The 16,342-nt window shown below is 42.7% G+C and carries 15 protein-coding genes; 4 read left to right on the plus strand and 11 right to left on the minus strand.

All coding sequences use genetic code 11. The annotated features are described in order from the left end of the window. Positions 1-48 precede the first annotated feature (48 nt). Together IPZ60_RS01890 and IPZ60_RS01895 are read right to left on the minus strand one after the other, a co-directional pair. Entirely contained in the window at positions 49-1,017 is a 969-nt protein-coding gene (locus IPZ60_RS01890) for a hypothetical protein (protein WP_227669174.1), read from the minus strand. 265 nt (positions 1,018-1,282) lie between these two features. Further along, positions 1,283-1,816 (minus strand): type IV secretion protein Rhs, encoded by a 534-nt coding sequence (locus IPZ60_RS01895; RefSeq protein WP_227669195.1) that lies wholly within the window; start codon positions 1,814-1,816, stop codon positions 1,283-1,285. 429 nt (positions 1,817-2,245) lie between these two features. Here IPZ60_RS01895 and IPZ60_RS01900 point away from each other — a divergent pair, with 429 nt between their 5' ends. Both IPZ60_RS01900 and ribBA read left to right on the plus strand, forming a co-directional pair. Then, positions 2,246-3,535: a replication-associated recombination protein A gene (locus IPZ60_RS01900; protein WP_194196180.1), complete on the plus strand. Its 1,290-nt coding sequence runs from the start codon at positions 2,246-2,248 to the stop codon at positions 3,533-3,535. Between the two features lie 350 nt (positions 3,536-3,885). Then, a complete protein-coding gene (gene ribBA / locus IPZ60_RS01905; RefSeq protein ID WP_194196181.1) occupies positions 3,886-4,998 on the plus strand; it encodes a bifunctional 3,4-dihydroxy-2-butanone-4-phosphate synthase/GTP cyclohydrolase II in 1,113 nt (370 codons plus the stop codon). 138 nt (positions 4,999-5,136) lie between these two features. Here the strand turns inward: ribBA and IPZ60_RS01910 are convergent, their stop codons facing one another. The 6 genes from IPZ60_RS01910 to IPZ60_RS01935 form a co-directional block, all read right to left on the minus strand. Beyond that, positions 5,137-5,625, minus strand: a complete 489-nt coding sequence (locus IPZ60_RS01910; RefSeq protein WP_194196355.1) for a thioesterase family protein — start codon at positions 5,623-5,625, stop codon at positions 5,137-5,139. A 115-nt stretch (positions 5,626-5,740) separates the two neighbouring features. Beyond that, positions 5,741-6,682, minus strand: a complete 942-nt coding sequence (locus IPZ60_RS01915; RefSeq protein WP_194196182.1) for a hypothetical protein — start codon at positions 6,680-6,682, stop codon at positions 5,741-5,743. A gap of 56 nt (positions 6,683-6,738) precedes the next feature. Beyond that, complete coding sequence (locus IPZ60_RS01920) at positions 6,739-7,701, minus strand: uroporphyrinogen-III synthase (protein WP_227669175.1); 963 nt, start codon at positions 7,699-7,701, stop codon at positions 6,739-6,741. 97 nt (positions 7,702-7,798) lie between these two features. After that, complete coding sequence (hemC, locus tag IPZ60_RS01925; RefSeq protein WP_194196183.1) at positions 7,799-8,833, minus strand: hydroxymethylbilane synthase; 1,035 nt, start codon at positions 8,831-8,833, stop codon at positions 7,799-7,801. A gap of 269 nt (positions 8,834-9,102) precedes the next feature. Continuing rightward, positions 9,103-9,840 (minus strand): LytTR family DNA-binding domain-containing protein, encoded by a 738-nt coding sequence (locus IPZ60_RS01930; RefSeq protein ID WP_194196184.1) that lies wholly within the window; start codon positions 9,838-9,840, stop codon positions 9,103-9,105. A gap of 328 nt (positions 9,841-10,168) precedes the next feature. Further along, on the minus strand, positions 10,169-11,215 hold the full coding sequence (locus IPZ60_RS01935) for a histidine kinase (protein ID WP_227669176.1): 1,047 nt from the start codon (positions 11,213-11,215) through the stop codon (positions 10,169-10,171). Positions 11,216-11,421: 206 nt separating this feature from the next. Here IPZ60_RS01935 and argH point away from each other — a divergent pair, with 206 nt between their 5' ends. Beyond that, the gene (argH, locus tag IPZ60_RS01940; RefSeq protein ID WP_194196357.1) at positions 11,422-12,795 is read left to right on the plus strand and encodes an argininosuccinate lyase; all 1,374 of its coding nucleotides are present in this window, start codon (positions 11,422-11,424) and stop codon (positions 12,793-12,795) included. 287 nt (positions 12,796-13,082) lie between these two features. Beyond that, positions 13,083-13,373: an oxidative damage protection protein gene (locus IPZ60_RS01945; RefSeq protein WP_110922046.1), complete on the plus strand. Its 291-nt coding sequence runs from the start codon at positions 13,083-13,085 to the stop codon at positions 13,371-13,373. Positions 13,374-13,460: 87 nt separating this feature from the next. Here the strand turns inward: IPZ60_RS01945 and phoU are convergent, their stop codons facing one another. From phoU to pstA, 3 genes are all read right to left on the minus strand, one after another. After that, positions 13,461-14,243: a phosphate signaling complex protein PhoU gene (gene phoU, locus IPZ60_RS01950; protein WP_194196186.1), complete on the minus strand. Its 783-nt coding sequence runs from the start codon at positions 14,241-14,243 to the stop codon at positions 13,461-13,463. Positions 14,244-14,361: 118 nt separating this feature from the next. Then, a complete protein-coding gene (gene pstB, locus IPZ60_RS01955) occupies positions 14,362-15,282 on the minus strand; it encodes a phosphate ABC transporter ATP-binding protein PstB (protein ID WP_194196187.1) in 921 nt (306 codons plus the stop codon). A gap of 78 nt (positions 15,283-15,360) precedes the next feature. Continuing rightward, positions 15,361-16,275: a phosphate ABC transporter permease PstA gene (gene pstA / locus IPZ60_RS01960; RefSeq protein WP_194196188.1), complete on the minus strand. Its 915-nt coding sequence runs from the start codon at positions 16,273-16,275 to the stop codon at positions 15,361-15,363. Between the last annotated feature and the right edge of the window lie 67 nt (positions 16,276-16,342).

The following is a 16,342-nucleotide window of genomic DNA, read 5'->3' on the forward strand; positions in this document are numbered from 1 at the left end:
GTGCGGGATTTTTTATTGCTTAGAAATTGTCTTAATTGCTGAAAATATTCATTTAAATGATTCTAATGTCTGCTCGTACTTGGCAATCTGTTCATCGTATCCTTCAATCGTCTCATTGAACTTAGACATAAGCGACTCAAACTCTTTTTGTTGATCAATTTTCATCTGCTGCATATCAATGACTTGTTGGGCCTCTATTTGCTCCCAAACTTGATGCTGAATGATCAACCGTGCCAATGCTGGACTTTTTGCACTGACTCTCCCAGCAATTTCTGCGCTTTCAAACAACTGTGGCGCCAATGTCGCTATATTAATTAAAGTATTGATATCTTCTGCATTAAGCGGAGACGTCACAGGCTGATAAAGGGCATCCATCGCTTGCTGATAGCTGTCAATGATTTGATCTTCGGTCATCATAGTAGGTTTACGTGGCTCAAGACTGATACGTTTTAAGACAGTTAAATCTCGCTCACCCACTTCTGTACTGGTATTAATATCAGCCGTAGCATCAACATCGCTATCTACAGCGGTAGTATCGACCAAATTAGTAGGTGCAGTGACTGAAGAAGTAGGATCGGCTGCATTTTTATCACTACTATCAATGATATCGTCAGTATTATCGGTCTTGATATTAGTATTGAGTAGCGAGTCTGCATTTTCTGAGGTATCAGCAACTTCCAGTGATTCATACTCTGCTTGTAAGCGGCGCTGTAACCCTTGCATCTGTGTGACGTAAATGGGCTGGAACTGCTTTATACGAGCAGCGGCCGCATCGCTTTGTGCCATTGGCTCACTGTCTTGAGAGTTTTCTGGATCACTGGTCTGACTGGCGTCGACTACATCTGACTGCTGCTGACAACCTGTCAATAAAATTATGCCGGTCAGTGTTGCTGCTAGCAGTGTTGGGGACGAGCGCCGTGGCTGAACACTCTCATTAAGAGAATTATCATAAGCCGAACGGTTATTCGCTTTATGGCTGGCACTCAGAGCGAGCTTTACTGGCAAAAATTTAAACATGAGTGTAAATATCCTTGTTAAAGCACAAATATTAAAAGCTATAGTTATCGTAGCAATCCTTTGCTAATTTACTTTTCTCAGAGTTATCGTGACCTTGTAAAGCATAAAGCATGCTTTATACTAATTCTTATCATATAGTCATTCCACCATAAAAGTATCACTGCTTTAACCCTTCTTGAAGTATTACACATACATCTATACTCGGTTGCCTTGTACTACTTTTAAATTGAACCAGCTATAGTCACTATCTGTCTCTATAAGAAAATTAAATTGTGAACGAGCTATCTGTATTTTTTGTTTCGTCGATAGAGCTTGTGACCAAAAATGGAATACAGACTGCCAAAGCTTGGCAGTCTTGCCCGCGCCGATGACGAATAAAGTAATCCTGTACCATGCGTGCTTGCTGCTCGATACCATACTTAAAAAAGGGTTTCCCTACCTCAAGCACGTAATCATAACGACGATCGATAACCGCACCACGCACGACTTTTAAACCTTGCTGCAACTGCCAGACATGGGTCAGCTCATGTATCAACCAGCTTTGCTTACCTAAAGGAGCATCGCTAAAATCTGTAATCCAATCTGCAGGATTAAAATATATATTGCCATTAGGGCTAACGGCATAATTTTTTAGCACCCACCAAGCAGTCTTAAGCTGAACGCCATCAAGGTCAATGCTGTCACCGAATACTGAGCGTGCTAGCGTCACCTCGCTCACAGTGAGTAAGCGTGATTGCTGCTGTGTACCGCTATATAAACATCGATTCAAAAAACGCTTAAATATCGATTGAGACGTCATCACTCTAATACCTTATGCTTGATAGACCACTTCTAATAAATTATGCTTGGTGAGCCATGCTTATTGATACTGCTTATCAATATGACTGAACCGTTATAGGGATAAAGTCTGAAAACCAAAGTAGCTGGGACATAAGCGATACACTTAGCGAGCTTTCATTAACATAAGATTGCGTTAACCTATCGTGTAGACACATAGCGAATATAGTCGATTCAATTAGCCTATTTTTATTGCTAAGATCTAATTTTCATTTAAGGTCTAATATTCATTAATGCGAAAATCATGCCAAACAAGCAGAAATGTTCAGCTTCAATAAAAATGATGAATATAGCGTGGTGTGTAGCTGTTTAAATGAACACATAAAAATTTATCCACCATTGCTGTGACAGACAAATTGATCGCTGTTCAAATTGATAATAGAGAAGCCCTATGCCACCTAGTTTTCATGCCGATACTCCGCTTGCTCAACGCATGCGCCCAAACACGCTCAATGCCATTATCGGTCAAGAGCATTTACTGGCAGCAGGTGCACCTCTGCGGCGGTTAGTAGAACAAGGGCATTTGCCATCAATTATTTTGCATGGGGAAGCAGGTATCGGCAAAACGACCATTGCTATGCTGCTAGCAGATGCCGTTGGTCGTTCCTTTCATGCGCTGTCCGCGTTAAATACTGGGGTTAAACAGTTACGCGAAGTATTAGACAATAAGGACTCACTGGTATTCGAGTCACCTGTGGTGTTCATCGACGAGATTCATCGTTTTAATAAAGCACAGCAAGATGCACTACTGGGCGCAGTAGAGTCTGGCGATATTACCTTGATAGGTGCCACGACCGAAAACCCCTCATTCAGTGTCAACAATGCCCTACTCTCACGTTGTCAAGTGTATCGTCTAGAACCTCTGACACCAGAGCAAATCAGTGTGGTATTACAGCGAGCACTGTCGGAAGACAACGTGCTAAAAGAACTGACCGTCGACTTGCAAGCAAAAGACACTATCAGCCAACTGGCACATGGTGATGCTAGAAAGGCGCTGAACTTATTAGAGCTTGCTATTCAAACGGCTGACCCTAAGCAATCACCGATTATCGTCGATGATGCATTGGTCGGTCGGGTAGCACAGACTGCACTGATCCGCTACGATAAAGATGGTGAGCAGCATTACGATATCGTCTCAGCAATGATAAAATCAGTGCGTGGCTCCGATCCTGATGCAGCACTATATTGGATGGCACGGATGCTGGTGGGCGGTGAGCCTGCTGACTTCATCGCGCGGCGCTTGGTCATCTTAGCCAGTGAAGATATCGGTAATGCCAACCCTAATGCCTTACTTCTTGCTGATGCCGCATTGCGCAGCGTGCAATCCATTGGTATGCCTGAGGCACGTCTAATTTTAGGACAAGTGGTGGTTTATCTGGCGACCAGTGCCAAAAGCAATAGCACATATAAAGCGATCAATGCTGCGATGGCATTGGCAGAAAAAGATGCGTCTCCTGTACCGCTACATCTGCGCAATGGCGTGACCAAGCTGATGCGAAATCAAGGTTATGGTCAGGACTATGTCTATCCTCACGATTACCCCAATCATTACTATCCGCAGTCTTATTTGCCAGAAAATTTAATCGGCACACGCTTTTATGAATTTGCAGATAATCAACGAGAGCAGCATAGCAAACAATTTATGGACTGGCTAAAAACCCAAGCAGCAAGTAATGACTAATCATGCATGACACGGCTCGGTTCATTATCTAATGTACGCTTTAATGCACAAATAGTAGCAGTCATTGATAATACTTATGACTATTTTTGACATACTGAACGATATAGTGGGAAGATGACACAGCACGTTGTGCTGAAAAGCGTTAAAATAACCTCATAATGAACCATACAAGCAATTAAGTGAGTCACCTTTATATCAAATGATATTGCTTATAGCGCGCTTTGCTTGACCGTAATAGCGCTTTGCTTGACCGTAACAGCGCTTTGTATTATCTACTGCTCTAATAGACAGATAATGCTTTAGATTCCAAATCACACCTATCTATAAATAATAAAATATTGAGATTTACTATGAGTTTAAATACGATTCCTGAGATTATCGAAGACATTCGTGCTGGTAAAATGGTCGTCTTGATGGATGATGAAGACCGCGAAAACGAAGGTGATATCATCATGGCAGCGACCCATGTGCGCCCTGAAGATATCAACTTTATGATTACCCACGCGCGCGGCTTAGTCTGCTTAACCATCTCACAAGCTCGTGCGCATCAGCTGTCTTTGCCATTGATGTCTGAACGTAACGAAGCGAAATTCAGCACTAACTTTACCGTATCAATTGAAGCCGCTGAAGGCGTTACGACTGGTATTTCTGCTGCCGATCGCGCTCGTACGATTCAAGCAGCGGTTTCTGCTACTGCTAAAGCTGAAGATATTGTACAGCCTGGCCATATCTTTCCTATCATTGCGCAAGATGGTGGCGTATTGCATCGCGCTGGTCACACAGAAGCAGGTTGTGACTTATCACGCTTAGCAGGTCTTGAGCCAGCATCTGTGCTCGTCGAAATCATCAATGCTGATGGTACGATGGCACGCCGTGATGATCTTGAGATCTTTGCCAAAGAGCATGATCTAAAAATAGGTACGATTGCTGATCTTATCAACTATCGTATTGCGAATGAACAGACAGTAGAAGAAGTAGAATCATATCCTTTTGAAACTGAACATGGTCCGTTCACCTTGCATCGCTTCCGTGAGTTTGGTGCTGATGAGACCCATTTAGCGTTAGTCAAAGGTGATGTCAGCGAAGGCATCAGTACGGTACGTGTTCATGGCTTCCATCCATTACGTGATTTGTTTGCGGCTAAAAATGACATGACTGGGCGTAGTGGCTGGAGCGTACAAGCGGCATTAAAGGAAATTGGCGCCTCAGATCGCGGTGTATTGGTTTGGATTGGTAGTAACCAACCTGTTGACTTAGGGGATGCATTAGATAAAGCCGCAGATAATGAATCGCAATCAACGCTCACTCAACAGCCGTATCGTAGCGTTGGTGTGGGTGCACAGATATTACGTCACTTAGGTGTTCGTGATATGCGTCTTTTATCATCGCCAATGAAGTTTTATGCGTTATCAGGTTTTGAGCTAAACGTGGTTGATTTCGTTCAAGCACCGCAACAAGACTAATATTTGTTTGTGTTATTGAGTCGAAAAGTTAAGCTTAAAAAAGGCACGCTACTCTAATGTTAGCGTGCCTTTTTTGTGTTCGATGATTTTACTTATTCTTTCAATTTACTCACTTATATAGAGCAATCCTTTTAGCTTTTAAAATTCAGGTGTATGACCAGCTTTCGCCTCTAATGCTAAGAGTCGTTCACGCTCCTCGGTTGTCCATGGCAACTTGTCTTTCGCACTACTATCTAAACGCACCACAACTGCCTCAGCCGTCGCAACGACTGCTTGTTGTGCCGTACTATAGTAACTGTACTCCATTACGATGCTGGTCCTACCCAAGCGCTGACAACGCACACCTAATAATAGAGTATCTGGATAAGTCACTGGTCGTAAATACTGACAGCTTGATTGCGCTAAGACTGTGACCATACTGCCATCAAACATTCCTAATACCTGCAAATAACCAATACGTGCTGACTCAGCATAGCGATAATAAACAACATTATTTAAATGATTAAAGGCATCCATTTCACCCCAATGAATGGGTTGATGATGAATTACTGGGTAATGCGACAATTCGTCAGGATGATTATCTGCGATATTAGAGGCTGTACATGCTTCTTGATTCAAACTGTCCATAACGTCATTTCTCTTATTCTTCATATTAATAAATCTTTGGCATAATAGGGTCTGTTGAACATTCAAATATTAGTACTGCCAGCACGATATTTGAATGTTCAAAAAACCCTAACCATTAACGCGTTGGCTGATCCAAAATCTGAGTCGTTAACAACGGTGTCGGTTTTGGTGCATTGGCTATCAATCGGTCTAACCAATCTATAACTTCTGAAATATTCGCAGGTGATGATTTGGTTTGTACATCGGTTTTGTTAGCTGCTTTTTTTGTACTTTCAGATGCTTGCTTGTCTGAGTTTTTTGGCTCTGAGTTTGGTGGAACTAGGCTCTGCAATTGCTTTCGTGCTTGTGCCAAATAACTGATAAATTGATCCTGTTCACGCATATTACTGGCTTGACTTGCTAGATTCAATGTCATGATGACTTCATGAATCATGAGCTGTCTACGTGTTAGACCTGTACTATTATCAGTGGTTTTCGTCTGCGGCGCTACATTAGTCACACGTTCATGACTGTGCAAAAAATCTTGAATATTTTGAATGGCTAAGTTTTGTAGTTGCCAAGGGCTGGGTTGCGAGCTTCTGGCTTGTAGACGCTCGATATCTTTCATCAAGCTTTGTTTGATAACGATCGTCAGCGCTGGCGCAATCTCATTACTACTCTGTGAGAGCTGCCAATGTAACCCTTGCAGCAACTCAATCGCTGCACTATCGTTATTATCTATCAACAACCTATCAGCGGCTTGTATCTGAATACGCAATAAATCTAGCTGGTTTTGAGCTTGGCTGCTAACGGTAGTACTGGTCTTTGGTAGTATCTGTTGACTCATCGAAAACAAGCGATCATCCATCTCATTGAGACGACTGGTGATTTGCTCATTGCTTTGCAAACGATCATTGACGTTATGTTGAAAACGCTGTTGGCTAATATAAAGCCATAACAACGCAGCGACCAACAACAAAATAACGAACCATTGCAGTCGCACCAACAACATATTTGCTTGCCGGCGTTGTTGAACAGCCGAAGGTTCCTTAGGTAATGATTCAGAATTAATTGACATAAGGCAACGCCGTTATTGATAGGTTTAAATATAGTTAAAATGAAGAATTCAAAATATTAATGTTTAGATCTGATTGCAGCTAGAATAGTTTTTGGCGCTAAGTCTTCCACACGCCAATAGTACAGCTGCTGATCTGCAACTATATTGGCCAAGCGCTCTCCTAGTACCACATACGCAAAATCTGCTAGCTCAAGCGGTTGAATAACTGTCGTCGCTTTATGAGCAGTTGATTCTAGACCTTTCTCTGCCACAGCGCTAACGATGGTTCCCCAATGCTCAAAAGCCGCTCCACTACTGACCACCACGATTGGCTTTGGCCGCTCTGATAATGCTATATCTTGCTTCGAACAAAGCATCAGAAAATCTTGTAGCCATTGCTGATATTGAGCCCTTGCCTCTAGAGGCATCTTACGCTCATACCAAGCAATGCTATCGACATGGACACCGCGTGCCTGTAATGCATCAACCAATAGTCGTCGCCCACCAAGTCCACGCCATACCAACAGCTTATCACCTGCTTGCAAGCTCTCTATTTCAGGCATTGCCAGCATACCTTCATTATTGGCAATTTCAGGCTGTCGCACCTGATATTTTATCTCATCTGCAGGGGTATTATTTAATACGGATGCAGTCACCTCACCAACTGCAATGATATGGCTTGGTGGTTTTAAAGGTGCATCTATTTCATTATTCTTGTCATCTCGTACTTGATGTTCACGCTCTAGCATTTGCCAGGCAGCTAGACCTGCGGTGGCCGCCGTTGGACTGACGATAACAAGTGCCTTATAAGCCCCTGCTAGCCATTGCTGCATCAGCATCATGTCATCATTAGTCGTTTGACGCGATTGTAGCGCCAACATTGGCATCTCAACCACACTCAACCCCACCGCTTGTAAGTGCTGCGTCAGTGGTGTCGACCGCTCTACTGGGCGAGTATTGATGACGACTTGTGGTAGCAACGAATAGTCATCCGTCGCTTGGTCGTTATGCATAGATTTGGCGTACATTGACGATGACATAGATGTACCATGACAAAAGACTGATAAAGTTGGCCTAACCACCAATCAACATCCACAGTGAGGGCGTGATGGTTAAGCCAATAAAAATACTGACGTGTTATTCAGGATGATAAATCGCTGATAAGATGTCACCAGCGCCATCGGCAAGCAGTAAGTTTGCAACATCAATACCAAGCTGATTGGCCTGTATTTCTTGTTTCTCTTGCGTGCCCACTAATGTGACCCGCTTTTCTGCCTTTAGTAACTGGCTACCATCGGCTTGACCTACTCGACCTCGGAGCCACAATACATTGCCATTGTCGTTATTACCGTTATCGCCATTGTCATCGTTATTGGCATCTGTTTCACTAGCCATTTGCAAGACAGCATAGGCCGCAATCGGCACTTGGCAACCACCCTCTAGATGTCGATTTAGCGCTCGCTCTGCAATAAGGCGAATACGAGCTTTATCATCATTAAGCGGGGCCAGTAGCTTTAATACTTCGTCGTCCCCTTCACGGCATTCAATTGCTAGCGCACCTTGCCCAACTGCAGGCAAGCAGGCATCAATCTCAAGCTCGCCGCGTATACGATCATCCAGCTCAATACGCTGTAAGCCACTGGTCGCTAGGATAATAGCATCATACTCGCCCGCATCTAGCTTACCTAACCGAGTGCCGACATTACCGCGCAAGGTTTTGATTTGTAAGTCTGAGCGATAGGCTTTGATCTGACACTGACGGCGCAAACTGGACGTTCCTACTACCGCGCCTTGTGGCAACTCATCGATACTACTATAAGTATTAGAGACAAAAGCATCAGTAGGTGAAGCGCGTTTACAATAGACACCAAGCGTCAACCCTTCAGGCAGCTGCATTGGCACATCCTTTAATGAATGGACTGCAATGTCTGCTTGCTTTTCATACAGTGCTTGCTCAAGCTCTTTGACAAACAAACCCTTGCCACCAATTTTGGCCAACGGTGTATCTAATATTTTGTCACCCTTAGTGACAATTTTGAGTAAGTTAATCGTCAATTCAGGATACATCTCTAATAGCCGTGCACGAATATGCTCAGCTTGCCATAGTGCTAAAGGACTCTGACGTGTAGCGATGTTTAAAGTGGTCAATGCAGGTTGCTGCGAATTGCTCATAAAAGGCCTCAATAAGTTCGGTATTATTTGTTGGTACTGTAATGTCGGGCTGTGCTGTCAGTGCTGCTCGTATCTGTACGGCATAATATCTTTGTAGTATGACACCCGTACTAAACAATGCGGAAACTTGCCACAGACAATGGGCGGTACAAACTATCTATAGATAATAAGTACTGACGCAAAAAAATACCCCTATTTAAGCATAAATAAGGGTTTGATGATATGGGATGATTATTTCGCTATTAAAACAGTAAGTTACATAATTTAAGTTACATACTTTGAATTTTGTCACGTAGTGCAGGCAAGTGGCGACGACTAACGGCTAGCGTCTCATCAATACCTTTAAAACGTATCTGATACTGCCCTGCATCTAACGTTTCTAAGTAATCCAAAAAGCTGAGATTGATAATTGCGTTACGATGCACGCGAAATAGTAGATCTTCAAACTCTTGCTCAAGCTCTTTTAGCGTTTCATCAATCAGTACAATGCCATCTTTGTGGCGTACTTTGACGTACTTTTGATCAGCCGTAAAATAGTAAATATCTTTAAGCTTAATAAGCTCTACGCCTCGGTGAGTACGAGCAGCGATATGTTCGCGTACTGGCCGTGCGGTGGGATCTTCTAGCTTACGAATTTCATTCAACTGAGCAGCATTTAGATTTTTAGCTTTATTCAGCGCTTCTACTAGTTCATCTTTATTAGCAGGCTTCAATAAGTAGCCAATCGCATTGGCTTTTAAAGCAGCAATTGCATAATGATCATAAGCCGTGACAAATATAATCGCTGGTGGGTGATCAAGTTGCGAAAGCTCTTGAGCACAGCGTACACCATCCATTTCAGGCATACGGATATCTAACAATATGATATCTGGCTGCTGCGTTTTAACAGCCATAATGGCTTCTTTACCTGTTGTTGCTTGAGCGACCACTTGATGACCTGACTCTTGTACAATTCGGACCAAACGCTCACGCGCTAGCGGTTCATCATCACAAACTACAATACGCATGCAAACTCCCATCCCTGGACAAACTTAATACTTTCAATAGACATTACAAACATACTATCACTCATTACCATTCGCTTAGCATAAAAATATTTAATAAAACCACAAATAAAAAATTCTATAATAACTGATAAATCAGGGCTAATAATAAATTTAATACGAGGCTATTTTTTGTATCTCGTTTTTCATGTTTATTTATTCACCATCAATAATAATGATTCTTAACCACTACTAAATACAAAGTAAAACAATAATATAGATATACGATGCAATATGTATGCCACGGTTATTTATTTATAAGAAAAATAAAAAATAAGTAATGAAAAAATCATCATAGACTGACGTCTTGTAGCGGATAGTCAATAACAGTAATAATTTGGGTGTTGGTCACTGTGCTTTTAATATCAGCACTTTGACCGAAATAGGAACGCAAACGCTCAGCTTGGATATAAAAACTCATGTTTTGGCGTAAATCATGATTAATGATTAAGGTTTTTTTGGGAAGATCAACACCAATCACAATCATAACCTGATGCTGCTGCCACGTTACTTTAATATTGATACAAATAATTTCAGTGGTCATCTCAACCACATTTAGCAGCATTCGTTCCAATATACTCTGCAGGGTTAAGGCATTGATAACCATGTCATACATAACGTCTTCGTCAGGTAGATCCCATGTCACCTCAAGCTTATCTGCCAAACGGCTAGCTTCAATCGCCAAATAATGCTCACATAGAGCGATTTCTTCTTCAAAGCTAATCTCGCGCGCACCATTAAAGCTAGCACGGAATAGTGCGGAAACGTTCTGTAGCAAGGCAGCCGCTCGTGGCGGGTTGGATTCGATAAGTGACACAAGCGTGTTAATGGTATTAAAGAAAAAATGCGGGGAAAGACGCGCTTTGATGATATCGTTTTGGGCACTTAACTTGTGCTCAAATGACTGCTTAAGCGCATTCATCTCACGATAGCGGCGTAAGAAATACAGCAAAAATATCAAGGCAAAACCACCGGCACTCACGGTATCAATTAATATGTCTGGAATGAACGTCTGATGATTGTACTCGACCCAACCCATATTAATCATAATAAGACTAATCAGCGTCATTGAAATGGCATAGGTAGTCATTAGTATACTGACTACATATACCGTAACTTTGGGGATGCTCATACTTTTAAAGATATGGCGCAGATAGTCAATGATATACAGCGATGGCATGATGCTCAAAATATTTTGGAGTAACCTGCTCGAGAGTTGCATCAAAAAATCTGCCCAAGTGGCGATCTCGTAACGATGCGTCACCGTTACGAATATCGACCAAAAAAAGACATACAACAGCCACTGCCAAACTTTCATGACATCCATGAGCTTGGGCATAAAAAACTCTAAGCGCTCCGCTAGCAAGGCTACCTCATCCTTTGCTATACTCGAGTTCTTATTCTCTTGACTTGTCTTGTACCGATATGAACGCCAATTCTTCAAACCTTAGTAATCCCGAATCAAATGTAACTGCATCTGTCTCTGATTCTAGCACAGATGCCTCTACAACAAATAACAGCCCTACAAGCAGTCAGGGTCAGCAAATGTGGGGTGGTCGCTTTAGTGAAGCGACCGACAGCTTCGTTGCTGCCTTTACCGCATCTGTCGGCTTCGACCAACGTTTTGCGCGTCACGATATTCAGGGCTCAATCGCTCATGCGACCATGCTCAAAGAATGTGACATTCTGACTGCTGACGAAGTGGCCACTATCATCGATGGACTGCAGCAAGTGTTGCGCGAAATTGAAGCCGGTGAGTTCAACTGGTCAATCGCTCTCGAAGACGTACACATGAACGTCGAATCACGTCTGACTGACATTATAGGTGCGGTTGGTAAAAAACTACATACTGGCCGTAGCCGTAATGATCAAGTAGCCACCGATATTCGTCTTTGGTTACGTGAAGAGACGGATAACATCATCGCCTTGCTGGTACGCTTGCAAAGTGGCTTGTTGGATTTGGCTGAACAACATACCAATACGATCATGCCTGGCTTTACTCATTTGCAAACGGCACAGCCCGTCAGCTTTGGTCATCATGTGATGGCATGGTTTGAGATGTTGTATCGCGATACTGAACGTCTAGTCGATGCGCGTCGCCGAATTAATCAGATGCCACTTGGTAGCGCAGCGCTCGCTGGTACAACGTTCCCAATCGATCGTACGATTACCGCTGAGTTGCTTGGCTTTGAAGGTATTTGCCAGAACTCGCTAGATGCCGTTTCTGATCGTGATTTTGCGATTGAGTTTACCTCTGCAGCATCTATTCTCATGATGCATATGTCACGCATGAGTGAAGAGATTATTCTTTGGATGTCAGCGCAGTTTAACTTCGTGCAGATTCCAGATCGCTTCTGTACTGGCTCATCTATCATGCCGCAAAAGAAAAACCCTGATGTGCCTGAATTGGTACGCGGTAAAGCAGCACGTGTCTTTGGTCAACTGATGACACTTCTTAGCCTGATGAAGAGTCAACCACTAGCTTATAACAAAGACAACCAAGAAGACAAAGAGCCACTCTTTGATTGCGTCGATACCCTTACCGGCTGTTTATTGGCTTTTGGTGACATGCTACCGAATATCACTCCTAATAAAGAAAACATGCGTGCTGCCACTATGAAAGGCTACGCGACTGCCACCGACCTTGCAGATTATCTGGTACGCCAAGGCGTTGCGTTCCGTGATGCCCATGAAGTGGTCGGTAATGCAGTTGCTTTGGGTATCAAAGAAGGCGTTGATTTAAGTGATTTATCATTGGCACAGCTACAGCAATTTAGCGATGCTATCGGTGAAGATGTCTTTGATTATCTAACGCTAGAAGGTTCATTGGCAGCCCGTGACCATTTAGGTGGCACTGCGCCGAATCAAGTGAAAAAGGCCGTAATCAATGGCCGTGCTCGTTTAAAAGTTTTTGCTTAAAAGCTACTTTATAACCAAGTAGTTTATTAATTTAATAATTGAAAAACACCCGCTACTTAGGCGAGTGTTTTTGTTACCATAAGCGGGTCACGTTATTTAAATAGCTGTATCTAACACTCAACTATTTAATATAGTCGATTCAATTTAAAAGTAGTACAAGGCAACCGAGTGTAGATGTATAGGTGATACTTCAAGCGAGGTCAATGCTGTCATACTTTTATAGTGGAATGGCTATACGCCCTAACAAAATATATCTATAAAGACCCATACATAATAAGGAACGCCTTATGACTGAGACTTTTAACCCTCAAGCTAACACTGTATTTTGCCGTAAATATAAGCAAGATTTGCCAAAGATGCCGCACCCGCCTTTCCCAAATAAAAAAGGTCAAGAGCTGCAAGAGACCGTCTCTGACAAAGCGTGGAAAGAGTGGATAGAACACCAAACTATGCTGATTAACGAAAACCATTTAAGCATGATGGATCCTGCCGCCAAAAAGTTCTTAACTGAGCAACGTGATAAGTTTTTGGATAATGAAGATTACGAACGTGCGCAAGGTTGGACACCAGAAAGCTAATCTTACCTCGCTTTCTGATAACCATCAAAAAACGCGCTATTTCAATAGCGCGTTTTTTATGATCAAATACTGTTCAAACAGCTTCTATTATTCATCATCACTGTCTGAAGCATCCAGCTCAGAAACTGACATTGGGCTAACTTGGCGCGCCGCCATACGTTCATTGGCTTCTTGTACGGCTTTTTCGACCAGTGTATAGTCAGAATGACGAACATCTTGACCACTGATATAGTTAATCACCAGCTCAGCGACATTCTGTGCATGATCGCCAATACGCTCAAGCGCACGCAATACCCACATAATATTAATCACTTTTGAAACATGGCGTGAGTCTTCCATAATGTAAGTCATCAACGCGCGAATAGCAGATTGGTATTCATCGTTGACCACATTGTCATTACGCATGACCTCAAACGCTTGCTCCGCATTCGATTGACTAAAAGCCTCTAACGAATTGTGTAGCATGAGGCGAACTTGATTACTGAGATGCTGTACTTCTGAGTAGCCGTACGATAACTTACCTTGCGCTGCGATTTTGTTTGCCATTTGGGCGATTTTTACGGCTTCATCACCAATACGTTCCAAGTCAACCACACCTTTGCTGATAGACATGACCAAACGTAAATCACTGGCAGCGGGTTGGCGTTTTGCGACCAATAACAAAATATGCTCGTCTAACTCTACTTCCATTCGGTTGATTTCAAAATCCAGATCGATGACCTCTTGTGCCAATGTCTCATTTTTATCGATGAGTGCATGAATAGATTTGGCAACTTGGTCAGCGGCTCTATCCCCCATGTACAAAAACAACCGAATGGCTTCGTCAAGATCTTGGTCGAAACTTTTAGAGATATGCTTATCACTTTGCATAAGAGGTATTCCCTGAAATCTGTATATTAGTAACGCGATGAGATTTTTAGGTTAAACGAATTGGCTCACGACACATCATCAAACGTATCGAGTATTTTTCGATTATTGATGCTCAATCTTAGCCATAACGACCTGTAATATAGTCTTCTGTCGCTTTTTGCACAGGCTTAGTAAATACTTGGTCCGTCTCACCCATCTCAATCATATCGCCTAAATACATATAAACTGTATAGTCTGATACACGTGCAGCTTGTTGCATATTGTGAGTGACGATAGCGATGGTATAGTCATTTTTTAGGTCTTCAATCAGATCTTCGATTGCACCCGTCGAGATAGGATCTAACGCAGATGTCGGCTCATCGAGTAGTAATACTTCTGGCTTGGTCGCGACACTTCGTGCGATACATAAGCGCTGCTGCTGTCCGCCTGATAAAGACAATCCAGAAGCTTTTAATTTGTCTTTCACTTCTGGCCACAACGCAGATTTTTTGAGTGCCCACTCCACGCGATTGTCTAACTCAGCCTTGCTCAATTTCTCATAGAGGCGTACCCCAAAAGCAACGTTGTCATAAATCGACATTGGGAATGGCGTTGGTTTTTGAAAGACCATACCGACTTGGGCACGTAGCAAATTCACATCGACGTCTTTACCCAATATATTATTGCCATCTAGTTTGATACTTCCTTCAGCACGCATACCTGGATATAGGTCATACATGCGGTTGAAAGTACGTAGTAGCGTAGACTTTCCGCAGCCTGAAGGACCGATAAAAGCAGTCACTTTTTTGTCAGGGATATCAATATTGATGTTTTTTAAAGCTTCAAAATCACCATAGTAAAAACTTAGATCACGAATCTGCATTTTTGCTGGCGGCATGTTTTTTGGGAGATCATGAAGCGTTTGTTTGGTCAGGCTGGCAACATTTGGCTGTTCCATTTGTGTGCTAGTGGACATCGACCTGTTTAGTAGATTGCCTGTTGTCGTATTAAACTTATCAGCAGTCTTTTCTACACGTTTTTTGCTTACGACGTCATTCATAATGTTATCCAACCTAGCTTAATTGATTTCGTATAAGTGTGAGTAAATACTTGGTGTTATGTCATCTGACATCAGGCTTTATTTAACCTGACCTCTACTACCAATGAATCTCGCCAAAATATTTAGCACCAAGACAGAGGTAGTAATAAGGAGCGCTGCTGCCCATGCTAAAGTATGCCAGTTTTCATAAGGACTCATCGCAAACTGGTAGATAGTATTTGGTAAGTTGGCAAGGGGTTGACCCATATCGGTGCTGAAATACTGGTTGTTCAGCGCGGTAAATAGCAATGGTGCCGTCTCACCCGTGATTCTCGCAAAGGCCAATAACACCCCTGTGGTCAGTCCAGCTCTAGCAGCCTTAATCGTTACTTGCGTTACCATCTTCCACTTTGGTGTACCTAGTGCATAGGCTGCTTCACGAATGCTATTAGGAACCAGATTCAGCATATTTTCAGTGGTACGTACGACCACAGGAATAACGATTAGTGCCAATGCCAATGCACCCGCCCAACCAGAAAAGCTTTGACCTTTTACCATTAGCGCATAAATAAATAGACCGATAACAATAGATGGTGCTGACAACAAAATATCATTTAAGAATCGCGTGACCTTGCCAAGCATACTGCCTTGAGAAAACTCGGATAAATAAATACCTGTCATCAACCCGATAGGTGCCCCAATAAACAATCCTGAAAACGCTAACATGACTGAACCGACAATCGCGTTGCGTAAACCGCCTGCACTCATAGGTGGTGGCGTATCAGCAGTAAAGATAGGCAGCTGCACCATGCCTTGGAAGCCTTCAACAAAGAGCGTAAGCAAAATCCAAAACAGCCAAAACAAACCAAAAACCATTGCCGTCATGGCAAACCCAAGGCCTACTTTATTGGCCCAGCGGCGCTTATTATATAAGCTTCTGTTATAGCGCCCTTCAAAACCCGTGTTCAGCGGTGACGGTGCATTGATTGCGTTGGTAGCATTGTTAGAAGGCATAAAATGTGTTTCCCGTATTTTTATCAATACCAATAACCATCGACACTTAACTTATTGATTGCATCGA

Source organism: Psychrobacter sp. NG25 (assembly GCF_015234355.1).
GTDB lineage: Bacteria > Pseudomonadota > Gammaproteobacteria > Pseudomonadales > Moraxellaceae > Psychrobacter.